We start from the raw sequence: 24,470 nt of genomic DNA, 5'->3' as shown, positions 1-24,470 counted from the left end.
CCCTATCGCACCGCCGGCCCTTCCGCGTCGCTGGTGCGGCCCGGAACAGAAGGGGCCAGGGTCTCCTGGCTGGCAAAGATGCCGGGATCCTTCGACGTGACGTCGAAGGACAGGGTCGCGACGATTGCCGGCCCGCACCATTTCGACGTGAAGGTGCCGTTGGCGATGCCCCGCGGATCGGCGGTGATAAGGCCGCACTCGGTCTTGTTCATCGTGGTGTCGTGGTAGCGCACGTCAAGGGTGAAGTTCTTGGCCGTATAGGCGATGCCGACATTGCCATAGGTGTAGTCCGGCAGGTTGAACCGCCCGAACGAGGCCCGTGTTGTGCCGATGAAATAATGGCCGACTTCCGCCGAGAGCAGGAAGCCGGACGGCATCAGGCCGAACAATCCTTCGGGGATCACGTATTTGGCGATACCCGCGATGTAGGTGCCCGGCGCATGGGTGCCGAAGTAACTCGGTGAGTAATAGGCGTTGAAACCGAGGGTCAGGGCATCGTTGACCGCGTAAGCCGATTTGCCCGCGAACTCGTAGTAATCGGCATTGTTGGCAGTAAAGATCGTGCCATCGGCGCCGATCAGCGCTCGTTCGCCCGGATAGTTATAGAACAGGTAGCCGAGATCGAAGCTCCACGCCCCGAAGGTCGGGCGAATGCCGGCGGAAAAATCCATCTCCATGGTCGGCCGGTTCGGCAGATCGACCTGTTCGCCGGAGATGCCGACATAGTACAGGCCGTCGAGCATCTGGAACTCCAGATAGCCCTGCGCGCCCGGATTCCGATTGGTCTGAGAGATGCCGCGCGAGATGTAATCGGTCACATAGCGAAAGCCGAAGGCGGCCGACACAACCTGCGGATCGACCGGCGGGGCGGACGGCGTTGGTGCGTCGGCGGCTTGGGCGAAGCTCGGCACGGCGAGGGCGAGAAGTGCAACCTGCGATGCGGAACGAAGAGACATCCGGTTTCCGATCATAGTCCAGAGCGCGAGGCGGAGCTTGGCCAAGCCTGACTTGTTCCCGATCAATCTCGATCGACAAGAACAGGATTGGCTTGTTCAAGTAAGATCCGCGTCCCCAAGCAATGATCGATACTGCGGCGCCTCGTGTCACGCGTTCAATGGCTGGCTTAGCACCGCAAGCGCTTGTGATGCATTATTGCAACAAATAGAGTGAAAAATAGACTTTTTATAAGACAAATTGCATTCGTAAAGATCGCGCCTGATTTATGAGTGCCCGTTCGACTGCTGTCAGACATTCAATTGGTCAGATTATTGATCGATATGCCTGATAGCCATAGGATGTATCGAGCGGAAATTTATAATAATTGCCACCCGTGTGGATCTCGGAAGCGACAATGATTTCAAGTGTCTTTGGGTGAGGCGGTATCCGTCTGCTCGTCAATCGGATCGCTGACCCGTTTCGCCAGGTGAATCACCCGTAGAACGCCTCGGCGGTCGCCTGCGGCATGAGGTTCCGCGCTCCGATTCCAAAGCGCTCGCCCGGTCCGACAAAGCGATCGCCGCTTAGTCCGGCACCGTGGACACTCATCGCCTCGGTTTCGCCGTGCGGGCAGCGCTGACTCGATCCGGGGCATTGCTGCTCCGTGTCACGCTCCGCTCATGGAGCATTCGACACCCCGGTGGGCAACCTCTGGCTTGCCGGCGGTCGGGCTGCGGCAGCGCATTGGCCACGTGGCCGGGGCGGACCGAGATGCCCGCCCGCTGGAGGTCCGACCGGACGGGCGCCATGAGTTCGACCGGGAGCGCCAGAAGGCCGGGCGAGGTGACCGACCGCGTCGGCAACATCGCGCGCGTGACAGGCTGCCGTCCACCATCAAGGCGGCGCATCGATCGTTCAGGGCGTCCGTGGGGCTCCATCGCACAGGTTGCTCGGGGCCCGAGGAGGCAGGCAGATCGCTGCATCCTCGGATCGCTGACTCAGGCCGGCATGCCAAGGGCAAGGGAATCGGCATCCGACGGCCGCCTCGGCCGGGGCCTCACGGCGGCCGGGCATGATGGCGGGCCGTCGTCGTCGTCATCCCGGCGGCGAGGCCGGAGGTAGCGCCGCAGAGACGATCGATCTCGCACCCGCCAGCGGGGCGCCGCCCGTTTGGTCGGAAGCACAATGGCCTCGCAGTCGAGTGTGGCCAGCGCGGCGAAGACCGTGTCCACCGACACCGGTTCGGCCTTGCTGCCGGTCAGGCAGCGTAGGCCCGGCGCCCCCTCCAAGGCGCAGGCGTCCGACGCCCAGGAGGCAAGGATTGCGCGCCCGTCCTCACGGGAGAGGTGCGGCTGCGCCAGAACCTCGCGCGGGTGCCGGAATACGTCGCCGGGCACAACGCGGGCCTGCCACGCCTCGAACGATGAGGCTGGAGCACCGCATGGGTTCATCGGGCCGGAATGGGGGAAGTGTGTCTCCATCATCGACATGGGTTGTTCTCCCTGATGGTGCCGACGTTGCACGAAAAGGGTGGGGCCCCGGGGGCGGGCCCCCGAGGAGCGCTCGTCGATGGGTAGAGGCCGGCCTCAGGCGGCCTTGACGCGATGTTCGACCTGGGCCGGAACGTTGTCCTGTCCAGCCACAGCCTGGGTGCCGCCGATGGCGATGCGGCGCGGCTTGTGCGCCTCCGGCACTTCACGTTTCAGGTCGATCGCGAGCAGGCCATTCTCCAGGCTGGCGCCGGTGACTCTGACATGGTCGGCGAGGTTGAAGGTCTGGCGGAAGGCGCGTGCCGCGATGCCGCGATGCAGGTACGCACGCCCCTCCTCCTCGTCCTTCTTCTGACCGGTCACGAGCAGGGTCGTGTCGTGCTGGGTCAACTCGATCTCGTCGGGCCCGAAGCCGGCGACGGCCATGCTGATGCGGTAAGCGTCGTCGGCCCTCTTCTCGATGTCGTAGGGGGGCCACTGCGTCGACGGCTCGACCCGTGCGGCCTGATCGAGCATCGAGAACAGCCGGTCGAAGCCGACGGTGGAGCGGTAGAGCGGCGCGAAGTCGAAGGTCCTCATGACCACATCCTCCTTGAGAGCAACGTGATGACGAGGGCCGCCGGACACCTGGTCCGGCGCCCAACATGCGAGCCGAAAACTGGCCTCGCGCGCACGAAACGCGGAGGTTGGGCGTGGGTTCCGTTGTTCGAGAAAAAATCTGACGCCCGATCCTGCCGTCTTGATCGCAGCAGGCTCGAACCTCCCGGCAATGCGCCTCCCCGTCGAGCCGGAGGAAGCCTCGGCAGACCGCCCTCGACCGGTTGCGCTTCGCGGAATCTGAAGGGTGTTGGACGACTGGTGGCTCAGTCGTCCTGGCTGCGCGCAACACTCCGCCCCTTGCCGGTGATGTGACGCCGTTCCGTTCGGTCGTATCCATGGCGCCGCCTCGGCGACGGGATCGCGAACACCCGCTGCACGCGCTCTGCCTGCCCAGCGATTCCCTCGGCGTCGGTCACAAAGGCGCGGTCTCGCGGACGGCATGAACCCTTGCCCCCTTCCTCGGCTTTACAAAGGTCCGAAATGGGTGACCGACATGCTGGCGAACGTTGACGCATTGCTGCTCGCAAGGTGCCAGTTCGGGTTCACGGTGGCATTCCACATCGTGTTCCCGGCCTTCTCCATCGGTCTCGCGAGCTACCTGGCGGTGCTGGAGGGTCTCTGGCTGGCCACCGGACGACAGGTGTTCATCGACCTGTTCCACTACTGGATCAAGATCTTCGCCATCGCGTTCGCGATGGGCGTCGTGTCTGGCCTCGTCATGTCCTACCAGTTCGGCACGAACTGGTCGGTCTATGCCGACAAGACCGGGCCCGTTCTCGGCCCGCTGATGGCCTATGAAGTGCTCTCGGCCTTCTTCCTTGAGGCCGGCTTCCTCGGCGTCATGCTCTTCGGGATGAGCAAGGTCGGGCCGCGACTGCATTTCCTCGCGACGCTGATGGTGGCCATCGGAACCTTCTTCTCGGCGTTCTGGATCCTGTCCGTGAATTCCTGGATGCAGACGCCGCAGGGTCACGCCGTTAACGCCGCTGGCCAGTTCGTGCCGGCCGACTGGTGGGCCATCATCTTCAATCCCTCCTTCCCCTACCGCCTCGTCCACATGGTGTTGGCCGCCTACCTGACCACCGCGCTCGTCGTCGGCGCGGTCGGCGCCTGGCACCTGCTTCGCAATCGCACCAACGGGGGTGCGCGGACGATGTTCTCGATGGCGATGTGGATGCTCGCCGTCGTGGCCCCCATCCAGATCCTCGCCGGTGACGCCCACGGGCTGAACACGCTCGAACACCAGCCGACCAAGGTGATGGCCATGGAAGGCCATTTCGAGAGCCACCCGGACGGCGCGCCGCTCATCCTGTTCGGACTGCCCGACCAGGAGGCCGGCACCGTGCGCTACGCCGTCGAGGTGCCGAAGCTGTCCTCGCTGATCCTGAAACACGGCTTGAACGAACCGCTGAAGGGTCTCGACACCGTGCCGCGGGAGAACTGGCCACCGGTTCCCGTCGTGTTCTGGTCCTTCCGGGTGATGGTCAGCCTCGGGATGCTGATGCTCCTGCTGGGCTGCCTCAGCCTGCTCGCCCGCTTCAAGGGCAGGCTCTATCAATGGGCGCCACTGCACCGCTTCGCCCTCGCCATGGGCCCCGCCGGATTTGTCGCCGTCGTGGCCGGCTGGATCACCACCGAGGTCGGGCGCCAGCCCTTCACCGTCTACGGCCTTCTGCGCACGGCAGAATCGGCCTCGCCGCTCCAGGCCCCCGCCGTCGCCGCATCGCTCACCGCGTTCGTGCTGGTTTACTTCGCCGTGTTCGGGATGGGCATCCTCTACATCCTTCACCTAATGGCGAAGTCGCCGCACCGGGATGAGGCCGGACTCGAACCCGGGGCGCCGATCCGCACCGCCGGCATCACGCCCGCCTCATCGATCGGTTCCGACCACGCCCTCCGCCCGGCCGAATAAGGAGTCCGTCATGCTGACCGATATCGACCTGACGGTGGTCTGGGCGCTGATCATCGCCTTCGCGGTCTTCGCCTACATCGTGATGGATGGCTTCGATCTCGGCATCGGCATCCTGTTCCCGGCCTTCCGGCCGGGGCACGAGCGCGACACCGCGATGAACTCCATCGCGCCGGTCTGGGACGGCAATGAAACGTGGCTGGTGCTCGGCGGCGGTGGACTGTTCGCGGTCTTTCCGCTGGCCTACGCGGTCATCATGCCGGCCCTCTACGCGCCGATCATCGCGATGCTGCTCGGCCTGATCTTCCGCGGTGTCGCCTTCGAATTCCGCTGGCGTGATCCGCGCCACCGGGCCCTCTGGGACGCTGCCTTCACCGGAGGCTCCGTGGTCGCGGCGCTCGCACAAGGCATCACCCTCGGCGCTCTCCTGCAGGGCATCAAGGTCGAAGGCCGTGGCTATGCGGGCGGCTGGTGGGACTGGCTCACGCCCTTCAGCCTGCTCGTCGGCCTCGGCATCCTCTGCGGCTACGCCCTGCTCGGCGCCACTTGGCTGGTGATGCGGACGGAGGGGAGTCTGCAGGAGCGGTCGCGCGTTTTCTCGCTCTGGCTGGGCGCGGCCACGGTCGCGGCCATCGCCGCCGTCAGTGCGGCGACGCCTTTCTTGGAGGGCAAGTATTGGGAGCGCTGGTTCTCGATGCCGAGCGTGCTGCTCACGGCTCAGGTGCCGCTCCTCGTCGCGGCGGCCTCGTTCCTATTCTTTCGCTCGCTGCGCCAAGGGGGTGAAAGAACGCCGTTCCTGCTGGCCCTCGGCCTGTTCCTGTTGTCCTTCATCGGGCTGGGAATCAGCATATTTCCCGACGTCGTGCCGGGTCGCATCACGATCTGGGAGGCGGCGGCGCCGCATTCGAGCCAGGTCTTTCTCCTGGTGGGCGCGTCCGTCCTGATTCCGGTCATCCTGATCTACACGGCCTATTCCTACTGGGTCTTCCGCGGGAAGGTCGGCGTCACGGGGTACCATTGATGGGCACCGCCTCTACTCCCCAACATCAAGCCCCTCTGTGGCGCCGCCTCCTGTGGTTCGCCGCGCTGTGGATCGGCAGCGTCGTCTCGCTCGGTGCCGTCGCCTTCGTTTTGAGAGCTTGGCTCAAGGCGGGCTGACGCACCGCCCTTCGGCGGCGACCGCTCGCGTGATCGGGGCTGCCAGCATTTCGCGCGCTCTCGACCGCAACGCCGATGGCCGGGGTAAGCCGGTGATGATCGTCTCGGACAACGGCGCCGACCTGATGTCCTGCTCGGCGGGAGGCGTGTGCGGTCGAGCGGCACGGCATCGCTCCCGGCAAGCCGTCGCAGAACGGCTTTCACGTCCCCGTCGTGCTCAGTCCATCGCCGAGGACTGCCCTCATCGCATGGGCTCGGTGGGTGATGCCGCGTGGCGGCCGCCCTGGTTGATTCAACGCGTATGCTCGATGCCCATGAGGCGGTCGTCGATGATCGCGCATCGGGCTCAAAGGACGAAATCGGACGCCTGAAAAGCCATTTTCGTCATGACGTCGATCGCGAAATCGGTCTTTTCATCACCATTGATGTCGGCCTGGACCTGATGGCCGCCGGCGATCGATGCCACCCGCAATTCACCGGCATTCTTCGTAAAGGCGTCCGAACCGATCCAGGTGAAGGCGTCGTTGGTCGCCGTCAGGGCATTGGCATCGATCGCGTGCAGGTCGATCGTGTCCTCGCCTCCGACGAAGTCGCCGATGGCATCGCGGCCCGACCCGGTGGACAGGCTGTCGCTCAGCCTCTCGAACCGGAACGTGTCCTGGCCCGCCCCGCCATAGAGGATGTCCTTGCCGCCCTGCCCCACCAGAATATCGCTGATGGCGGCGATTCTCGGACCATCCGCTTCCGTGCCGCTCAGGATCGCATGAGCGGACGCTTGTTCGATGACGTGATCACCTGAGGCGGAGGCCTCCAGCACGAGGGTCGGACTTGCGGATTGCGCGGGCGGGACGGGTCCGGCCAGCTGACTCGGCGCCGACGCTTTTGGCACGTCAACCGGAGTGGGCGATACGGAAGGATGCGACAACGGAGGCGGCGGCGGGATGCCGGGTCCCGATTCCGGCGGACGGGTCAGCTCTCCCCCGGCCAGGATGAAATCGCTCGTCTGCAGCGGAATCTGACCGGTCAGCTCGAGCTTGAAATCGGCCTTCAGGTCACCGTTGGCATCGACCTCGATCGTCGTGACGCCCGATGTGAAGCCGTAGCGGAGCTGCCAGGTATGGCCGGTGAAGCTCTCCGAGCCGAGCCATTGCCAATCGTTCGGGGCGTTGGGGGCGCCCGTGATGGTCGCCAAATTGATCCGGTCTTCCCCCTGCGTGAAGTCGGCGATGCGGTCGGTGCCGTCATTCGTGAGGGACGTGTAGACGAAGATGTCCTTGCCGCTGCCGCCGGTGATGAAGTCGCGACCGCCACCGCCCACGATGACGTCGTCGCCAGCGCCGGCATGGATGTAGTTCGAGCCGCTGCCGCCCTGGATGTAGTCGCCCTTAGCGGTGCCGATGATGGACGCAGTGGCCGAAGCCGCACTGATCCCGTTCAAGGTCGACAGATCGGGCAGAAGCCCAATGGCTTCTGGGCCTGGGGTAAGGGGGCCTCCACTGGCATGCGTGTTGTCGGCATAGACCATGTCCTTGGGACGCGAGGTCTGCTCCAGGTCGCCGTACTTGCCGAAGTCGATGACGTTCTCGACGATCTTCACGCCGGTGACCGTGCCGACTTGGTCGGCATTGTGGGTCTGGGTGGCACCATCCGATACCAGGACGGTCATGCTGCCGCCGAGGAGGATGTTGTTCCTGACCAGGACGTCCGAGACGTTGCCCAGCTCGCCGGTGATCCGCACGGCTTCGTTGTTCTCGTTCGGCGCATCGGCGCGCGAACGCCAGTCGATCACGTTGTCGGTGATGACGACCGAGCCGATCGTCTTGCCGATCCAGATGGCGTCGGCATGCGCACCCGTGGCGTAGGATCCGCCGGCGAAGTAGTTCCCGCTGATCGTGCCGCTCTGGATCGTGACAGCGTCGGACGGCGCATCGAGGAAGGCGTTGTTCGTCAGGACGGTGTTCTCACCGCGCGAAGCGACGAAGTCGACATAGCCGATATTGTCGAGCTTCAGGCCGTCGAACGTCGAGCGAACGACGGTGAGGTTCTTGGTCCCGGGAAAAGCATTGATGGCATATTTGCCGACCGACGCGTCGAAGGTCGAGTTCTTGATCGTGACGTTGTCGGCCTGCACATTGATCGACACGCCGCGGAAGTCGTAGCCATCGAAGGTCACGCCTGATTTCGTGATGGCGAGCGTGTTCAGGGCCTTGTTGTAGTAGACGCCATCCGTCGACTTCAGGGTGGTGAAGCTCTTGAGCTGCTCATCGGTGAGGGGTGTGCCGACCGCTGCATGGAGGCCAGCCACGTTCAGCAGGTCGTTGTTGCGGGCGATAGCCGCGAGATCCGAAGCAACGTACATATAACCAGCCCCGACTAGCAGCGCATGGTCGACGCTCGCTGCGTATTGGTCTCATCGAGATTTGGGGGCAGGCATTAAAGATTCATTTCGAGCGAAGCATGCAAGTTGCGATGCCGGGTTTGTTTTCAAATGCTTTCGGAAAATATGCCAGGTGTTCCAAGTTCGAGGTTATTAAAAGGTAGCTTGATTTGGGGCTGCCTGATACTGACGGGATCGCTCCGGATCCGATGGTCCGGTCCATGTCGCAGGAGGGGCCGAGCGGGCCGGCGACGGGCTGATTTCGGCGAAGCCTATCGGCGCCCGCTCTCCCCGAGCAGGCCGAGACCCTTCTCTAGCGGGTTTGCGAGAGGGCGTTGCCGGGGCGGCCCTGATCGGACGCGTTGTCTTCGCTCCGCCCGTGATCGTCATCGTCCGACCCGCGCGGGCAATGCGGCTCAGGTCTTCGGCCCCGCCGCGATCGCGTCCAGAACGATTCCCTCGGTCAGGATCTGCGGCAGCACCTGCGCCTCGCCGCGGTCGCGGTAGACGAGGTAGAGCGGCACGCCGCTGCGCCCGTGCCGCTCCAGAAGGCGGGTGATCTCCGGGTTCTGGTTGGTCCAGTCTCCTTTGAGATAGGCGACGTTGCCGGCCTTGAAGGCCGTCTGGACGCTCTGGCGGTCCAGCACCGTCCGTTCGTTGACCTGGCAGGTGATGCACCACGCCGCCGTCATATCGACGAAGACGGTTCGGCCGGTCTCGCGCAGGGTATCGAGGCGCGCCTGCGTGAAGGGCTCGACCCCCTCCGCCACCGCGCCGCGCATGCCCGAGGCCCTATCCCGGTCGCTCAGCACGGCAAGACCCACGGTCCCCGCCAGCGCCGCGACGGCGACCGCGCGCCCGACGAGGCCGCCGACCCGTCCGGCGAAGCGGGCCCGTTCCCAGGTCCAGGCGGCGAGACCGACCAGAACGAGGCCGACGAGCGCCGCCAGCAGGCCGTTCGGTCCGACCTGCTGGGCCAGCACCCAGATCAGCCACGCGACCGTCGCGTAGAGCGGGAAGGCCAGCGCACCCTTCAGGGTATCCATCCAGGCCCCGGGGCGCGGCAGGAGGCGCACCGCGCCCGGATACAGCGTCAGCGCCAGGAACGGCAGGGCGAGGCCGAGGCCCAGGCTCGCGAAGACGGAGAGGCCGACCAGCGGCCCCTGCGTCAGCGCAAAGCCCACCGCGGCCCCCATGAAGGGCGCCGTGCAGGGCGTCGCCACAAGGGTCGCCAGCACGCCGGTGAAGAACGAGCCCTGGTAGCCCCCGCGCCGGGTGAGTCCGTCGCCGAGGCCGCTGATGCCGCCGCCGACATGCACGACGCCCGACAGGCTGAGACCCATGGCGAGAATGCCGTAGGCGAGCCCCGCGACCACCAGCGGCGACTGGAGCTGGAAGCCCCAGCCGATCGTAGCCCCCCCGGCCTTCAGGGCGATCAGCGTGCCGGCGAGCGCCAGGAAGCTCGCCAGCACCCCGGCGGTGTAGGCCAGCCCGTGGACGCGGATTCGGTTCGGAGACTGACCGGCCTGCTTGACGAGACTCAGGACCTTGATCGAGAGCACCGGGAAGACGCAGGGCATCAGGTTGAGGACGAGGCCACCGAGCAGGGCGAGGCCGATGGCGCTCCACAGCGTCAGGGCCTCCTCCGCGCCGGATGCCGCCGCGCCGCCGGCCGCGGGAGCGCCCGGAGCTGTGGCCTCGCCGATCGCGAACGCGCGGCGGGTCCCGTTTTCGGTGAAGGTCAGCACGCCGGGAATCGTCGTCAGGTCGGCGGCTCCGTCGCCGGACTTGAGGGACAGATGCAGCCCCGATGCATCGACGCGCAGCTCCTGGGAGGCGGCGTTGTCGAGTGCCGTCTCGGCATAGGGGAAGAACGCCGCCGCACTCACCGCCTCCGGCTTGAGGCCCGCCGCTGCGTAGGTGAGGATGATCCGCTCGCCCTCGCGCGCGAACCGCACCGGAGCGGCCGCCTCGACGGGCAGCGCCGCGCGCGCCGCGGCGAACAGGTCGGCGCGGGCGGGGTCGGGTTCGGCAGTCGAACCTGCCGCTGCCACGGGCAGGGTCAGGCTCAGCTCGGCCGAGCCGGGGATGCAGATCTCCTCGCAGACAAGATAGGAGAGCGTGCCGCCGAGCGTCGCCTCCCCGCCCGAACCGAGCGTTCCGGGCACGGTCATGGGCAGGAGCAGCACGGTCTCGCCCTCGTAGCCGTAATTCATGAGGTGCTGCACCGGGATGCGCTCGGGCACCGGCCACCGGAACGGACCCGCCGCAAAGCCCTCGGGCACGCGCCAAGCCATCTCGGGCGGCAGACCGGAATCGCCGGGATTGCGCCAATAGACGTGCCAGCCGGGCTTCATCACCATGCGGATGCCGAGCGACGCCGTGGCGCCCGGAACCAGCGCCTTCGCCTCGGCGACGAGTTCGGCCCGCACGAGATCCTTGGCCTGTGCCGCCGTGGAGGGCTGGGCCGCCGCAGGGACGAGGCCGAGACCGAAGATCGTGGCGATGAGGGCCAAGAGCCGGTGCGGACGACGATGTGCTGCGGCCAACCCGATGCTCCTCGCCTTCTCACGTCTTCGCGACCGATGCGGGGCTCGCCCTCGGGAGAAGGCACGGGAGCCGGTCCGATACGGAAGAATCCTGCATGGCCCGCTGGACGGTCCATGGCACCCGTAATATGTCTCGTTCAATTGCACACCACTAATTTGTGCAAAATTTCGCGATGGGCCGGACCGGGATACATCCCGGGATCGGTATCGGGGAGGAACAGGAATGGTCGTGAGCCGGACGGGGCGCATCGGCGCCCTCGCATGTCTCGCCTGGGCGTTGTCCGCGCCGGTCCATGCCGCGGAGGGTGGCTCGCCCTCGACCGATTCCCTCTACGCGACCCCGCTCAAGAACCTACAGGACGAACCCCAGACCCTCGAAGCCTATAAGGGCAAGGTCAGCGTGGTCTATTTCTGGGCGACCTGGTGCGCCCCCTGCCAGATCGAGACACCGAAGCTCGTCCGGCTCTACGACAAGTTCAAGGACAAAGGCGTCGTGGTGATCGGCATCGCCCTCGACAACGCCGATAAGGTTCGCGCCTTCACCAAGAAGATGGGCGTCGCGTATCCGACGGTCTACGGCGGAACGTCCGCAATCCAGATCGGCCGCGATCTCGGAAACGATGTCGGTGCGGTGCCCTTCACCGTGATCCTCGACCGGTCCGGCAAGGTCGTCGAGACGATCAAGGGCGACACGCCGGACGGCAAGCTGGAGTCGATCCTCGCTCCTCTGGCCGGCTGAGATCTTGCCCACCCGCTCTTCGAGATGGGCGTCCGCCGCGGCGGGGGCCCTGCAACCGGGGCCGACAGGCCCCATCCATGGAGGAAACCGCACGATGAGAGCAGGAGCCCGCCCTGCGGGACCCTCGCGTCGGCGCTTCTCCCTTCTCGCGACGGCCACGGTGTTCGCCCTGGCCGCAGCGGGATCGGGAGGGGCCCGTGCCGCAGGTCCCGACAATACGGTGACGGTGGTCGACCCGTCGCCCGTGAACTGGCTGTCGATCACCTGGAACACCATGGAGGAGGCCAACCGGGTCGACTTCAAGGGCCTCCAGCAGCCTTCCCTCGCCGAGAGCTGGGAATGGGTCGATCCCAAGACGCTCAAGCTCAACTTGCGCAAGGGCGTCGTCTTCCAGGACGGTCAGAAGTTCGATGCGGCCGCCTTCAAGAAGGCGTTCGATAAGGTCCAGTCGTGGAAGAGCCCCCATCCGCCGGGTTCGTTCCTGAACTACGACAAGGACGACCAGATGGAGGTGGTGGACGACAACACCATCCTGTTCAAGATGGCGAAGCCCGACGGCGCCGCGTTCATGAAGCTGCGCGGCATGCATGTCGGCTCGAACGCCTTCTGGGACAAGCTCGGCTTCGTGAGCCCCACGAAGCAGTCGGCTGAAGGCAACTGGTGAGTCATCGACGCTGCCGGTCCGTGGGGGACTGGTCCGTTTGTGCTCGCTTCTGGTGTCTCTCAGCTCGATAAGCGCTCACCCGAAGTGGTGATGGAGCCCAACACCAAGTATTGGAACAAGGATCGCATGCCGAGCGTGCGGATCGTGTTCGACAACATCATCTCCAAGTCCGACGCGCTCAAAGCGGTCGCGGCCGGTGACGGCAAGGTCGATGTCGTGACGATGGTGACGCCCTCGGAGGCCATGGCCTTCAAGAGCGACAACGCCAAGATCGTCATGGCCAAGGCCAAGACGGTGCTCGTCGGCGTGTTCAACCAGAACAAGCCGGACTCGCCCTGGAAGGACATCAAGGTCCGACAGGCGATGAACATGGCGATCGACCGCAAGGCGCTGATCGAGAAGGGGGAAGGCGGCCATGCCGAACTGATCCCGGCGATGATCCAGCCCGGCCGCTTCGGCTACAATGACAGCCTCAAGCCCTACGCCCTCGACGCATCCAAGGCGGGTGAGGTGCTCAAGGCCGCCAAGATCCCGGACGCCACGGTGGCGATCGGCGCCGGCGAGGACCAGAAGGCCCTCTTCGATGCGATGACCGAGCAGCTCGCCAAGGTCGGCCTCAAGACCAAGATGGTCGATCCGAAGGGCGACGACTTCGACGTGAAGCTGGTGTGGCACTTCGATTGGTCGCCGCAATTCCCGGTGGGCGTCGTCCACCGTGAGTTCTTCGGCAAGGACGGGGCCTTCCGCGCCATGCCGGAGGATCCGCAGTTCGACGCGATGTTCGCCAAGCTGCTGGCGACGCCGAAGCTCGAGGATCAGGAGCCGATCGTGCGCGACATCGAGAAGTACGTGTACGACCAGGCCAATGTCCTGTTCCTCTACTCGCCGCACACCCTGTACGCCGTGAGCAACCGGGTGAGTTTCCAGCCCTACGACACGTTCATGCTGGAACTGGCCGAGACGAAGATCGTCAAGGGCCAATAAGCGACGTACCGGCCAACCCGGCCGGCGAAAGGTGGAAGGCCCCGGAGAAGCATCTCCGGGGCCTTCGTCATGGCGTCGCCCCAGGCGATGGGCACTCGCTCTTGATCAGCGCACCGATCTCCGCCGGGTGATGGAAGATCAGGGTGTAGCGGTCGCCCTGCATGCCGCCGGGCAGGAGCGCGGGCTCGCCGGGTGCGGGCCCATCGGCGGAGCTGTCGACCCGCAGGCGCAGGTTGCGCTCCCACAGAGGCAGGGTGACGCCGTTCTTGAGCGTCACCCGGAAGGTGTCGCGGCACAGCCGCACCGCCTCGACCCGGCTCGCGCGTCCGAGCGTCTTGAGGTCGAGGACGGTTGTCTGCGGGATGGCGAGGCCGTCCGTCCGGCCATCGTGCAGGGCCTTCAGGTAGGCGATCAGGTCGGCCCGCACGGTCGCGTCGGCGACGAGATAGGTCATGCGGCTGCCCGGCACGAGCGCGGACGGGTTCGCGAGCCACGCGTCGAGCCGTTGCGGCGTCCAATTGAAGCGCGATGCCGCCAGCGCCTCCGAGTAGCGGTCGAAGCCCGCGACCTTGCCGGCCGGCGACCCGTAGATGCCCGACAGGCTCGGTCCCGTCATGTGGCGGCCGGGTTCGAGGGCGTGGCACGAGAGGCAGGCCCGGAAGGCGATGGCGCCCGCAACCGGATCGCCCTCGGTCTTTGCACCCTCGGCCTTGGCGGCGGATGCGAGGAGCAGGAGCGCGGCGGCGAGCCGGACCGGGATCATCGTGGATCCGAAGAGATTGCGTTGGCGGAAGCGGATGGGAATCGAACCCACCGTACGCTGTTGGCGTACCGCTGGTTTTGAAGACCAGGAGGGCCACCAGACCCCGTTCGCCTCCACTCTTGGATGTAGCAGCGTCGGTTTCGAGGGGATAATCACGTTTCCTCGCGTGACGTGGACGCAGACCCAGCCAACGCATCGATCTGGGCGAGGAAGACGGCCTCGTTCTCGAGGGTGCGCAGATCGAGGCGCAACGCCCCGTCGCTGACGCGTCCGATCACGGGCACCGGCATGGCCCGCAGGCGGGCCGCGAGCCGCTTCAACCACGCGCCGGCGCGACGCTCATCGGCCGGCGGGTGGAAGGCGAGGCAGGCGCTCGGCAAGGTCTCGACCGGCAAGGCGCCCGACCCGATCTGGCTCGTGCAGGGCTCGACGCTGATCGCCGCCTGTCCGGCGAGGCGCTCCGACACGCCGGGAAGCAGCCGCTCGCCCTGCGCGCGGATTTCGGCCTCCGGCCGGGTCAGGAGCCGCAGGGTCGGAAGCCGCTCGCGCAGGGTCTCGGGGTGCAGGTAGAGGCGCAGGGTCGCTTCGAGGGCCGCGTAGGTCATCTTGTCGACCCGAAGGGCCCGCTTCAGCGGGTTCTTCCGCACGCGGTCGATCAGGTCGCGCCGCCCCGCGACGATGCCGCATTGCACGGCGCCGAGGAGCTTGTCGCCCGAGAAGGTGACGAGGTCGGCATTGGCCAGCGCCGCCTGCACGGTGGGTTCGGGCGGCAGGCCATAAGCGGCGAAATCGATCAGGTTGCCGCTGCCGAGATCGACCGCGAAGGGGATGCCGCGCTCCCGGCAAAGCCGACCGAGATCGGCCTCGTCCGCCTCCGCGGTGAAGCCGTGGATCGCGTAATTGCTCGGATGCACCTTCATCACGAGGCCGGTCCGCGGGCCGATCGCCTCGGCGTAATCGGCCAGATGGGTGCGATTGGTGGTCCCGACCTCGCGCAGCCGGCAGCCCGCCCGCGCCATCACGTCCGGCACGCGAAACGAACCGCCGATCTCGACGAGTTCGCCGCGGGAGACGATGACCTCCTTGCGCATGGCCAGCGCGTTGAGCACGAGCAGGACGGCCGCCGCGTTGTTGTTGACGACGACCGCCGCTTCGGCCCCGGTGAGCCGCTGAACCAGCGCCTCGACATGGCTGTCGCGCTCGCCCCGTTCACCCCGTTCGAGGTCGAATTCGAGGTTCGATGCACCGGTCATCACGGCGGCAACCGCTCGGGCAGCCTCCGGCGGCAGAAGGGCGCGACCGAGATTGGTGTGCAGGACCGTCCCGGTCAGGTTGAGGACGGGGCGCAGCGAGATGCGCTGCTCGGCGTCGAGCCGTGTCTCGGCGCGCGCCAGGATCACGGTTTCCGGCGCCATCTCGGCGCGACCCGATCGGATTGCGTCGAGTTCGGCCCGGATCGCCTCGGTCACCGCGGTGCGGCCGTAGGCTGCGAGCGGCGCAGCAGCTCTGTCATGCGTGAGCAGACGCTCGACCGAGGGCGGTCGCGGCCGCGCGGGCGGCGGCGTCTCGACGGCGGCGCCGACGGACGGACGGTTCGCGGATTGGTTCATGGCAGGGCCGGTCCCATGGCGGCGGCGCCCTCGCCGGGCGTGAAGATCGTTTGACGGTTGCCGGTGATGCGCCGGCCCTCGCCGAGGCGCGTCGTGAAACCGGCGGCGTCGAAATGCTCGAGGAGCGGCATCGTGATGTGGCGGTCGATCCCCGCCGCCGCCCGGAAATTGCCCACGGTCAGAAGGCCTTCCGGATGCTCGCCGGCGACCGTTTCGGCCACGCCGGCAAGGTCGGCCACCGCTTCGGGCAGAACGTAATAGGCCTTCGAGACGCGTCGCAGCCACCCGATCCGTCCGAGCTTGTCGAGAAGCGGCCGGATCTCGTCCGGCTCGTGGCCGAGCCGCTCGGCGAGGCGACTGAGCCGGTGCTGATCGCGGCCCGCCGCGCGCTGAATCGCGCAGATCTGCTCCCAGAGCTCGACATCGACCGGGGCGAGGCGGACGACATGGCCGGGGCGATGGTGGACGCTCCCGCGCCGCAGGACGCGCCCGGCGTCGAGTTCGGCCTGCAGGGCGGGGCGCAGGGCCGGGTGCAGCATCCGAGGGAGCGAGCCGAGCAATTCCTCGTAGGTCAGTCCCGGATTGTCCGGCTCGTCGCGGTGAAGCGCGTCGAGCCGGGTGCGCAGCTGGTCCGCCACGGCGTCGAGGCGCTGGCCCGAGAAGCCCAGCCGGCCCGACGGACCGGGCACGACGCGCAGATCCGCGGATGCGAACAGGGGGGCCTCGGCGGCAGGCGCCACGTTGCGAACATGGCGGAAATGGTCGAGGTCGATCCCGCCCTCGGCCCCGGCCAGGGCCTGCGACAGGGCTCGCGCATCGTCCGGTTCGGACAAAGCCTCGAGCAGCGCCCGACGATTCGGGCTCCGCAGCCCGCGGCGTGGGCCGAACGGATCCACGACACGGCCCCCACCCAGGGTGCGCCGGGCGGAGACGTCGCGCAGCACGTAACGGTCGCCGCCGAGGGCGCCGAGCGGCGCATCGAGGGTCAGTTGGGCCAGCCCCTCGGCGCCCGGCTCGAGCGATGTCCCATCGAGCAGAAGAACGCGGCCCGCGACCGCGGCCGCGCCGAGATGGACCTGCACGGGCGTCCGGTGGCGCAGCGGGCCGGGCTCGGAGGGCAGCAGGCGCAGGCGCACGTCGAGGCGCGTGGCCGGCCCGTGAAGGTCAGGGGCGACGAGCCAGTCGCCCCGGTGCACGTCCTCACGGGAGAGACGGGGACCGACGATGTTGAGGGCGCATCGCTCCCCCGCCCCGCCCCGCTCGGCGTCCCGGTCCTGCGCCCGGATCCCGCGCACCCGCACCTCCCGGCCGCCCGGCGAGAGCAGGAGCCGGTCGCCCACCGCCACCGTCCCGGCATGCACGGCGCCGGTGACCACGAGCCCGACGCCCGGCACCGTGAAGTGGCGGTCCACGGCGAGTCGGAAGCCGCGCTGCCGCGCCCCTTCCTCCGCCGGCCCGACGGTCTCGACGAGATGTGCCGAGAGCGCCGCGAGGCCGGCGCCGGTCCGGGACGAGCAGGGCAGGATCGGCGCGTCCGCCAGCGTCGTTCCGGCCAGGAGGGAGCGGACCTCCGCGGTCACTGCGGCGAGGCGGGTCGCGTCGACGCGGTCGCTCTTCGTGATCGCCACGACCCCGCGCCCGATCCCGAGCAGGTCGAGGATCGACAGATGCTCGCGGGTCTGTGGCATGACGCCGTCGTCGGCCGCGACGACCAGGAGGGCCCCGTCGACTCCGGTGGCGCCCGCCACCATGGTGCGCACCAGCCGCTCGTGGCCCGGCACGTCCACGAAGCCGAGGGTCGTCCCGTTCCGGCTCCCCTCGTCGTGACGATAGGCGAAGCCGAGATCGAGGGTGATGCCGCGCGCCTTCTCCTCGGGGAGCCGGTCGGCGTCGATGCCGGTCAACGCCTTCACGAGGGAGGTCTTGCCGTGGTCGATGTGACCCGCGGTGGCGAGGATGATGGGGGCACTCATCTCAGGTTCCCCCGCTTGGGCCGAGCGGCCGCGACAGGCGGGTCGGCAGGTCGGCGATGCGCAGGGAGCGGCGCAATGCCCGCGACAGGGCATCGATCGCCATCGTCATCAGGGCGGTCGCGGCGATCAGGACGACGGCCACGTCGAGCCGCAGCTCCGAGATCGCCGCATCGATGTAGAAGCCGAGCGTCGCGACGCCCAGCATCCCGAGGATCGCGCTCTCGCGCAGGATGATTTCCCAGCGGTAGAGCAGGTAGGCCAGGAACTGGCCGTAGAGTCGGGGGACGGTCTCGTAGGCGTAGAGGTTCAGGCCTCTCGGCGCATCCGGGCGGTAGGCCAGATCGTCGGCGTGGCGGCCCAGAAGGAAGCCGACGATCCCCGCATTGTGGATCGAGAGGGCCAGGATGGCGGGCAGCATCGAAGGACCGAGCAGCAGCAGGGCGACGTAGGCCAGCATGTATTCGGGGGTCGAGCGCACGGTGACGAGGAGGATGCGGCCCAGGGGTTGGCCGATGCGCCCGGCGAAGCGGCGCGAGACGAGGGGAAACAGCGCGAGCGCGCCGAGCGCGGTGGCCACCAAGGCGATCTGCGCCAGCATCAGGGTCTGCAGGACGCCCGGCCCGACCTGTTCCGTGAGGATCGGCCGCAGCCACGTCCAGAGGCGAAGCCACGTGTCCGGATCCGAGAATGCCGCGCCGCGCAAGGGGACCGGCACGATGTCGTGACCGAGAAAGCGGGCGAGGCTCGCCCCGATCGCCGGGCTGCCGATCGTGGCGGGTAGCGCCATCAGGCTCGCGACCGCGAGGAACGGCAGGGTGAGCGGGCGCAGCCACAGCCGGCGCGTGCCGATCAGGACGTAGAACACGAGGAGCAGGGCGCCGGCCTCGCCGTAGCGACCCTGGCGGAAGGCGGATTCGAGGTGGAAGCCCATGGTCGGGAGGCCGATGAAGCCGAGCACCAGGGTCGAGCGCAGGCCGCATTCGAGCCGGTAGAGGGTGTAGTGGCGAAGCTTGTCCGCCACGTCCGGCAGGCGGGCGTAGAAGAAGGCGGACGCCCCGCCGGTGCCGGGCGGCAGGACGCGAAGGGCCGCGAGGTCATTCTCCTCGATGATCTCTGAATAGACCTTGGCGCAGATGCCCGCATAGGGGAGCGCGATGGCGAGGATGCCGGTGGTCGCCGAGAGGCCGAAGACCTGGATCAGCAGAAGCGCCCAGAACAGCTCGTGCACCGACCGCAGGAACGCGCAGAGCCCGCGCACCGTCCGGGAGCGCGCGAACGGGATCGCCAGCAGAAAAGCGGATCCGGCCCCGAGTCCGACGCCCAGCACGGCGAACGCGACCGTGTGCGCGACGCTCAAGGCCTCGACCGACGGGAAGTCGGCTTGGACGAATCCTGCAAGCAGTCGACGCAGCTCGGCCCAAGGCTGCAGGCTCGACACGTGGAGATCGGCGGCCAGCAGGGCGGCGAGCGCCACGGCCGCGAACCAGCGGCTGATCGCGGCATAGCCCGGGAAGGGCGCGTGCGGGGAGAGGCGCCCGAGACCGCTCACGCTGTCCCCGCATAGAAGGGGGTGAGCCGCGCCGCATCGAGCTCGCGGGCGGGCGCGTCGAGGACGATCCGGCCCGCTTCCAGAACGACGATGCGGTCGGTCGCGGCGAGCGCCAGGGCGACGTCGTGCAGCGCCAGCACTAGCGTCTCGTGCGTGCGGGCCATCTCGGCCAGAATGCCCGCGCCTTGCACGCGGTCGAGCGCTGAGACCGGCTCGTCGGCGATCAGGATCGGGCCACCATTGTAGAGGGCGCGGGCGACCGAGACTCGCTGCTGCTGTCCGCCGGACAACGCTCCGGCACGGGCACGGATCGTCTCGGCGAGCCCGACGCGGGCCAGCACCGCCCCCACCTCGCGCAGGTCGGCCGCCGCCGGACGGACAAGGGTGCGCAGGTTGTGCAGGGTCGAGGTCCGGTCGAGCCGGCCCATATAGACGTTGTGAAACACCGACAGGGTGCGCACCAGCGCCGTGGTCTGGGGCACCAACGCGGTGCGCCCCGGGGCCTGCGCGTGCAGGAGGCCGAGCAGGGTCGATTTGCCCGCCCCCGAGCGGCCCAGCAACGCCACGCGCTCACCGGCCCGGATCGTCAGGTCGATGCCCCGCAGCACCACCCGCCCGCCATAGGCGGCCGAGGCATCCGAAAGGGCGAGGGCGGGAATGGGCACGGGCGCCTCAGTCGAGCAGCCCGGTGGATTTGGCGACCGCGATCAGCGGGTCGTAGGCGGCATCCGTCACGGGAACGAATTTCGAGCGTCCGAACGGCTCGAGGATCGCCGGGTCCTCGATCGCGACGAGTGCCGCGGTCAGACGCTCGGTGAAACCGGCACCGTAGACGGTGTCCACGTCGCCGCGGACGGTCCACTGATAGTCCGGATAGGTCGGGCTCTCCCAGATCACCGACACGGCGGAGGCATCGACCTTGCCGGCTTTGGTCTCGAGGTCCCACACCGTGTAATCGACCGCACCGACATCGAAGGCGCCGGACTGGACGAGCTGTATCGTGCGCGAATGGTCCCCCGAATAGCCGACCCGTGAGAACACCTGATCCGGCGTCTGTCCCGGGAAGGCCTGGCGGATGAAATGTTCGGGCATGAGGCGGCCCGAAGTCGAGGTGCGGGCCCCGAAGGTGAAGGTTTTCCCCGCGATGGCCTTGGGGAACTCCTTCGACGAGACGAGGCCGGTCCGGATATTGGCGATGAGGTAGGTCTTGAAGGTTGCGTCCTCCGCGCCCTGCGCGATGGCACGGGCGCCGGATGCCGCCCTCCGCGCCTGCACGCCGGTGAAGCCGCCGAACCAGGCGAGCTGCACCTGCCCGTTGGTGAAGGCCGTGACCGCAGCCGGATAGTTCTTCACCGGAATGTAGCGCACGGGCACGCCGAGCTTGGCCTCCAGATAGGAGGCCACCTTGCCGAAGCGTTCGACCAAGCGCCGCTCGTCCTGATCGGGAATGCCCGTGAAGACGAAAGGCGGGTGATCCGCCGCTCGAGCGGCCGCGATGCCCAGCACGGTCTGAACGACGGCGAACAGCGCCGTGAGCAGGCGCGTCCGCAGAGGCCGAAGCCTTGCGTCGATCATCGGCGTCTCCCTCCCACCGGTCCTGTTTCGGACCTTCGTTGCGTGCGACCCGGCGCGGCGGACGTCGGGTCCCGTCAGATTGTCTCGTCCTGCGGCTCACCGCCCTGGGCCGCCACACGGTCGGCGAGGGCCTTCAACTCCTGCCGCAGGTCGGCGAGGCCTTCCTCGGTCAGCCCGGTGCGGCAGACGACGGCCTGCTGCGCCGCGGCGACCCTGTCCTCCAGACGACGGCCGGCTTCGGTCAAGGCGACGAGAACGACGCGGCGGTCGGCGGCACGGGCGCGGGTCACGAGACCGGCCGCTTCGAGCTTGTCGACCAGCGGTGTGATGGCACTGGCGCCGAGCTTCAACCGTGCGGCCAAAGCGTGGGCCGGCGCGGCCCCATCCTGCCAGAGCGCGAGCATCACGAGATATTGCGGATAGGTGAGGCCCAGATCACCGAGCAGGGGCCGGTATGCCCGCACCACCGCGTTCGTCGCGGCATAGAGCGAGAAACAGAGCTGATCGTCCAGTCTGAGACGGCGGTTGCGGTCGACCATCGCTGCGATATCCTTCGAGCATGAATGGTTCATGCATGAAGGATCATGTCAAGCCGCTGCTCACGAGTGCAGCCTGCGAACGGCTCCGGCAGCATGCCGGATCGGAACCACCACCGCCATCGGGCAGAGGCGACCGCCTCAACCAACAGCCGCAAGGCGTTTCGTAACGCGGGCCACCTGCATCGGGTACCAGCGGTTTCCACGGGCCGAGGGGATGCCGAGAGCGTTGAGCGTGTGGGCGACCTGCTCCAGCGTTTCGACGCCGGCCGCGCGAATCTCCGTGAGAAGCGGCGCCACGTCCAGGGCGCGTTCCCAGCTCCGCGACGTTCCGGACCGCTGGTCCTCGATCTGGAAACGCGTCTCGGATCTGCGGACAGACATGTGACCCGACCCGGTCGCGGCGCATTTGCGACGCTCGGCGGTGAAGCGGGCATAGAAGTCGCGGCGGCGGGCAACGATCTCGGGCGTGCGGATCACGTCGAACCGTTCCTCCGCTTCCGTCACCGCAGCCATGATGCCGAGGGTCAGCTCGCTGGCCTCCGGTCTGTCCAGGGCGACGAAGCGGAGATTCAGGTGACGCAGTTCGTAGCCCAGTTTGCGCAGGAAGGCGGACTCATCGCCCCAGATGCCGAGTTCGGCCATCAGCAACGTTGCGCCGTGCCGATGGCACAGGCTCATCGCCTCGCTCAGGTCCGGCTCAACCGCACAGGCCGTGTCACCGATGATCTCGGCAGCAAGGCGCCCGCGGCGACCGAGATGACGGGCGATCGCCGCACGCTGCAAGGCGAGGACATCCTCGGCATCAGCCTGGGCAGACCGGAGGTAGGAAACGAACAGGTCTGAGGACATCGGCGTTCGGCCTGTGTACCCGTCGGATGGTTTCGGCGACGCGTGTCGGCGTGATCCGGAGCGTTATGTCGGTCGCATCGTAGGCGCGGCCCCGAACGGGGCCGTCATGTTGTGAACGACCGTTTTAGAGCCATCAATATGAACCCATATTCCAGATCGGGTCAGACTGTGGCGGCGCTCGGCCTCGGGGGCTGGTTCGGATCGGCAGGAACACGCTGTGACTGACCCGACGGTGATGTTCGAAGCGATGGGCCGGACGGGCTCGGTGCAGGGCTATTCCAACGCGCTCGGTCTGTCCTCCCGCGCCGCCTGGGCCCGTCTTGGGGCTATCGCGCTGCGCTGACGGAGCTCGGCGCAGCCCTGGCCGAAATCTTCTCCGACGGCTCGTCCGGCCTCGAGCCGGCTTCGCGCGCGAGACCCGCCGTGTCGAGCAACGCTTGCGCCGGCTTCTGCCCGGCCGGACCGGTGCGGTGACGCCCGTCGCGAGTGGCTCCCTGATGCCTCGCTACGCGACGATCTGATCGCCGCCCATCGCTCCGGCGGCGCGCTCCCCGGCGCGGGAGCTTTTGCGGTGGCGGGGTCGATGTTCGGCTCGTGCCACGAGGCGAGCGGATCCCTGCCTCAGTGCCTCAGCCTCAGGGGCGGAACGGCGGGCACGCGCGGGATCGGAGGCGCTTCGGCGAGGACCGCCCCGATTCCGAGCCAGCTCGTCCGCACGGCTCGCGTCAGGCCATCGAGATCCTGGCCATCGATGGTCGCCAACGGAAAGGAGTCGAGGCCGAGGGAGGCGAAGACGTTGGCCCGCGCGTTCTGGACGGCAGCATGGGCGAGATCGAATTTGACCTCGGCGATCAGGGTGTTCATCTCCTCGCGGATCAGGGTCTGCTCGCTCGTCGAGAGCGCCGCAGCGGACGCCCGCATCTGCCCCACGATACGGCGCTGGACACGGCGGAAGGCGGCGGCTGTCTCGAATTCCTTCATCGCCAGCGCGTGGCGGATCCGGCTGACATGGACCTGGGTCATCACCGCCATGGTCACGGCCAGTGCACGCTTGTCGAGGAGCGCGTCCTGCGCATCGATGAGGCTGGTCCGCTCGGGGTAGCGGAACACGCTCATCAGGTTCCAGCTCGCGCGCGCGCCCCAGCCGACCCAGTTCGAATTGTAGAGCAGGCGGTTCGAATCGGCGTTGGCGCCGACGATGACGTTGAAACCGGGCAGCATTTCCAGCAGGGCGGCGGTCGCCTCGCGCCCGTTGATACGCTGGCGATAGGCGACCTCGCGGAGTTCCGACCGGTTCTCCAGGGCAACGCGAACGAGATCGGAATCGGCGACGCCGAGCTTCAAACCCGCCTCGACTCCCTCCATCTCGGCCAGCCGGAACGGCAGATCGGGGGGGAGGTTCATCAGCGACGCGAGCTGACTGCGGGCGACGAGCAGGTCTGCCTCGACGCGCTGGGCCTCACGCCTGATCTCGATCAGTTCGCGCTCGTAGGTGAGGGCCGTGATCGGCGAGGTCTGGCGCTCGTTATAGAGCCGACGGGCGTCACTGATCGCGTTCTGAGCGCGGCCTTCGAGGGCGCGCAGGCGGCTCGCAAGGCGCTCACTCGTCAAAGCGCGCCAATAGGCGGTCCGCACATCCTCGATGATGCGGCTCACCACCCGGCGGCGATTCTCCTCGGCGATGAGAACGGCATCGGCGGCCTGCCGCGCGCGCACATACGACAGACCGAAATCGAGGATGTTCCAGCTCAGCGACAGGTCGCCGAAAACGAAGTTCCTGTCCTGGCTATAGGAGGGTTCGAGCGACTGGCGCTGGCTCAGCACCGAGATCGAAGAACTCGCAGCGTAGTTGTCGCGCCCCGCATAGGCGCTGTTGGCGACGAAGTTCGGCAGCATCGAATAGCTGGCGAAGCTCAGCTCCCGAGCTCGCACGGCCGTCTGCATGATTTCGACGCGCTGATCGAGATTGTACTTCAGAGCGCGGGCGAAGGCCTCGTAGAGATCGATGCGCGGTCCCGGTAGCGGCTGATCGGAACCGACGCGGCGCAGCTTGTCCGCCGCATAGGCACCGATTTCGGCCTGCCCGAGCGGTTGGGGCGTCACGGTGCAGCCGGCCGTGGCCGTGGCCAGCAGCGTCGCTCCAAGCCACGCGGAACCGATCCGACGCCGGTACCTGCCGTCGCTTGGCCGAACCTGCGCCATGATC

General features: G+C 67.4%; 18 protein-coding genes, 1 tRNA gene and 1 pseudogene. 6 read left to right on the top strand and 14 right to left on the bottom strand.

Annotation, left to right across the window (positions count from 1 at the left end):
• Positions 1–2 precede the first annotated feature (2 nt).
• Both MFF26_RS18775 and MFF26_RS18765 read right to left on the bottom strand, forming a co-directional pair.
• Positions 3–956, bottom strand: coding sequence for a TorF family putative porin (locus MFF26_RS18775; RefSeq protein ID WP_137827721.1), 954 nt, complete (start codon positions 954–956; stop codon positions 3–5).
• Between the two features lie 1,566 nt (positions 957–2,522).
• Positions 2,523–3,005: an Hsp20 family protein gene (locus MFF26_RS18765; RefSeq protein WP_137827723.1), complete on the bottom strand. Its 483-nt coding sequence runs from the start codon at positions 3,003–3,005 to the stop codon at positions 2,523–2,525.
• Between the two features lie 514 nt (positions 3,006–3,519).
• Here MFF26_RS18765 and MFF26_RS18760 point away from each other — a divergent pair.
• Genes MFF26_RS18760 through MFF26_RS18750 form a run of 3 tightly spaced genes read left to right on the top strand, consistent with a single transcriptional unit; the run spans position 3,520 to position 6,093 of the window.
• Entirely contained in the window at positions 3,520–4,938 is a 1,419-nt protein-coding gene (locus MFF26_RS18760; protein WP_137827724.1) for a cytochrome ubiquinol oxidase subunit I, read from the top strand.
• 10 nt (positions 4,939–4,948) lie between these two features.
• Positions 4,949–5,956 carry a cytochrome d ubiquinol oxidase subunit II gene (gene cydB / locus MFF26_RS18755; protein WP_238308302.1) on the top strand — a complete coding sequence of 336 codons (1,008 nt, stop codon included), beginning with the start codon at positions 4,949–4,951 and terminating at the stop codon, positions 5,954–5,956.
• Positions 5,956–6,093, top strand: coding sequence for a DUF2474 family protein (locus MFF26_RS18750; RefSeq protein WP_137827726.1), 138 nt, complete (start codon positions 5,956–5,958; stop codon positions 6,091–6,093). Before cydB ends, MFF26_RS18750 begins: the two co-directional genes overlap by 1 nt.
• 346 nt (positions 6,094–6,439) lie before the next feature.
• Here MFF26_RS18750 and MFF26_RS18745 read toward each other — a convergent pair whose 3' ends face one another.
• Together MFF26_RS18745 and MFF26_RS18740 are read right to left on the bottom strand one after the other, a co-directional pair.
• Positions 6,440–8,452, bottom strand: coding sequence for a M10 family metallopeptidase C-terminal domain-containing protein (locus MFF26_RS18745; protein ID WP_137827727.1), 2,013 nt, complete (start codon positions 8,450–8,452; stop codon positions 6,440–6,442).
• Between the two features lie 434 nt (positions 8,453–8,886).
• Positions 8,887–11,019 (bottom strand): protein-disulfide reductase DsbD family protein, encoded by a 2,133-nt coding sequence (locus tag MFF26_RS18740; RefSeq protein WP_373324500.1) that lies wholly within the window; start codon positions 11,017–11,019, stop codon positions 8,887–8,889.
• A 223-nt stretch (positions 11,020–11,242) separates the two neighbouring features.
• Between MFF26_RS18740 and MFF26_RS18735 the strand changes: the two genes are divergently transcribed.
• Both MFF26_RS18735 and MFF26_RS18730 read left to right on the top strand, forming a co-directional pair.
• Entirely contained in the window at positions 11,243–11,758 is a 516-nt protein-coding gene (locus MFF26_RS18735) for a TlpA family protein disulfide reductase (RefSeq protein WP_137827729.1), read from the top strand.
• A 94-nt stretch (positions 11,759–11,852) separates the two neighbouring features.
• Positions 11,853–13,406: pseudogene (locus MFF26_RS18730) on the top strand (ABC transporter substrate-binding protein).
• A gap of 67 nt (positions 13,407–13,473) precedes the next feature.
• Here the strand turns inward: MFF26_RS18730 and MFF26_RS18725 are convergent.
• The 9 genes from MFF26_RS18725 to MFF26_RS18685 form a co-directional block, all read right to left on the bottom strand.
• Positions 13,474–14,169: a c-type cytochrome gene (locus MFF26_RS18725; RefSeq protein ID WP_137827732.1), complete on the bottom strand. Its 696-nt coding sequence runs from the start codon at positions 14,167–14,169 to the stop codon at positions 13,474–13,476.
• Positions 14,170–14,191: 22 nt separating this feature from the next.
• A tRNA-Sec gene (locus MFF26_RS18720) sits at positions 14,192–14,284 on the bottom strand.
• A gap of 37 nt (positions 14,285–14,321) precedes the next feature.
• On the bottom strand, positions 14,322–15,779 hold the full coding sequence (selA, locus tag MFF26_RS18715) for an L-seryl-tRNA(Sec) selenium transferase (protein WP_137827733.1): 1,458 nt from the start codon (positions 15,777–15,779) through the stop codon (positions 14,322–14,324).
• Positions 15,776–17,752 carry a selenocysteine-specific translation elongation factor gene (selB, locus tag MFF26_RS18710; protein ID WP_238308301.1) on the bottom strand — a complete coding sequence of 659 codons (1,977 nt, stop codon included), beginning with the start codon at positions 17,750–17,752 and terminating at the stop codon, positions 15,776–15,778. Before selB ends, selA begins: the two co-directional genes overlap by 4 nt.
• Before the next feature lies 1 nt (position 17,753).
• Positions 17,754–19,301: a PhnE/PtxC family ABC transporter permease gene (locus MFF26_RS18705; RefSeq protein WP_210236177.1), complete on the bottom strand. Its 1,548-nt coding sequence runs from the start codon at positions 19,299–19,301 to the stop codon at positions 17,754–17,756.
• Positions 19,298–19,966 (bottom strand): ATP-binding cassette domain-containing protein, encoded by a 669-nt coding sequence (locus MFF26_RS18700; RefSeq protein ID WP_210236178.1) that lies wholly within the window; start codon positions 19,964–19,966, stop codon positions 19,298–19,300. Before MFF26_RS18700 ends, MFF26_RS18705 begins: the two co-directional genes overlap by 4 nt.
• 7 nt (positions 19,967–19,973) lie before the next feature.
• Positions 19,974–20,876: a putative selenate ABC transporter substrate-binding protein gene (locus MFF26_RS18695; RefSeq protein ID WP_137827734.1), complete on the bottom strand. Its 903-nt coding sequence runs from the start codon at positions 20,874–20,876 to the stop codon at positions 19,974–19,976.
• A 74-nt stretch (positions 20,877–20,950) separates the two neighbouring features.
• Positions 20,951–21,415, bottom strand: coding sequence for a MarR family winged helix-turn-helix transcriptional regulator (locus MFF26_RS18690; protein WP_137827735.1), 465 nt, complete (start codon positions 21,413–21,415; stop codon positions 20,951–20,953).
• A gap of 138 nt (positions 21,416–21,553) precedes the next feature.
• The gene (locus MFF26_RS18685) at positions 21,554–22,264 is read right to left on the bottom strand and encodes a recombinase family protein (protein ID WP_137827736.1); all 711 of its coding nucleotides are present in this window, start codon (positions 22,262–22,264) and stop codon (positions 21,554–21,556) included.
• Positions 22,265–22,481: 217 nt separating this feature from the next.
• Between MFF26_RS18685 and MFF26_RS26500 the strand changes: the two genes are divergently transcribed.
• The gene (locus tag MFF26_RS26500) at positions 22,482–22,607 is read left to right on the top strand and encodes a hypothetical protein (RefSeq protein WP_281405158.1); all 126 of its coding nucleotides are present in this window, start codon (positions 22,482–22,484) and stop codon (positions 22,605–22,607) included.
• Positions 22,608–22,885: 278 nt separating this feature from the next.
• On the opposite strand, the gene MFF26_RS18680 is transcribed toward MFF26_RS26500, so the two are convergent.
• Positions 22,886–24,466, bottom strand: a complete 1,581-nt coding sequence (locus MFF26_RS18680) for a TolC family protein (RefSeq protein WP_137827737.1) — start codon at positions 24,464–24,466, stop codon at positions 22,886–22,888.
• Positions 24,467–24,470: the final 4 nt, after the last annotated feature.

The sequence above is a fragment of the Methylorubrum suomiense genome (assembly GCF_022179765.1).
In the GTDB taxonomy this organism is placed as follows: domain Bacteria; phylum Pseudomonadota; class Alphaproteobacteria; order Rhizobiales; family Beijerinckiaceae; genus Methylobacterium; species Methylobacterium suomiense.
The sequence above is the reverse complement of the archived record's forward strand: the minus strand, read 5'-3'. Positions and strand labels throughout refer to the sequence as shown.

Coding starts and splice junctions, on each gene's coding strand:
- MFF26_RS18735 (WP_137827729.1), top strand. CDS start 11,243: ATGGTCGTGAGCCGGACGGGGCGCATCGGCGCCCTCGCATGTCTCGCC.
- MFF26_RS18725 (WP_137827732.1), bottom strand. CDS start 14,169: ATGATCCCGGTCCGGCTCGCCGCCGCGCTCCTGCTCCTCGCATCCGCC.
- selA (WP_137827733.1), bottom strand. CDS start 15,779: ATGAACCAATCCGCGAACCGTCCGTCCGTCGGCGCCGCCGTCGAGACG.
- MFF26_RS18760 (WP_137827724.1), top strand. CDS start 3,520: ATGCTGGCGAACGTTGACGCATTGCTGCTCGCAAGGTGCCAGTTCGGG.
- MFF26_RS18685 (WP_137827736.1), bottom strand. CDS start 22,264: ATGTCCTCAGACCTGTTCGTTTCCTACCTCCGGTCTGCCCAGGCTGAT.
- MFF26_RS18750 (WP_137827726.1), top strand. CDS start 5,956: ATGGGCACCGCCTCTACTCCCCAACATCAAGCCCCTCTGTGGCGCCGC.
- MFF26_RS18680 (WP_137827737.1), bottom strand. CDS start 24,466: ATGGCGCAGGTTCGGCCAAGCGACGGCAGGTACCGGCGTCGGATCGGT.
- MFF26_RS18695 (WP_137827734.1), bottom strand. CDS start 20,876: ATGATCGACGCAAGGCTTCGGCCTCTGCGGACGCGCCTGCTCACGGCG.
- selB (WP_238308301.1), bottom strand. CDS start 17,752: ATGAGTGCCCCCATCATCCTCGCCACCGCGGGTCACATCGACCACGGC.
- MFF26_RS18690 (WP_137827735.1), bottom strand. CDS start 21,415: ATGGTCGACCGCAACCGCCGTCTCAGACTGGACGATCAGCTCTGTTTC.
- MFF26_RS18775 (WP_137827721.1), bottom strand. CDS start 956: ATGTCTCTTCGTTCCGCATCGCAGGTTGCACTTCTCGCCCTCGCCGTG.
- cydB (WP_238308302.1), top strand. CDS start 4,949: ATGCTGACCGATATCGACCTGACGGTGGTCTGGGCGCTGATCATCGCC.
- MFF26_RS18745 (WP_137827727.1), bottom strand. CDS start 8,452: ATGTACGTTGCTTCGGATCTCGCGGCTATCGCCCGCAACAACGACCTG.
- MFF26_RS18765 (WP_137827723.1), bottom strand. CDS start 3,005: ATGAGGACCTTCGACTTCGCGCCGCTCTACCGCTCCACCGTCGGCTTC.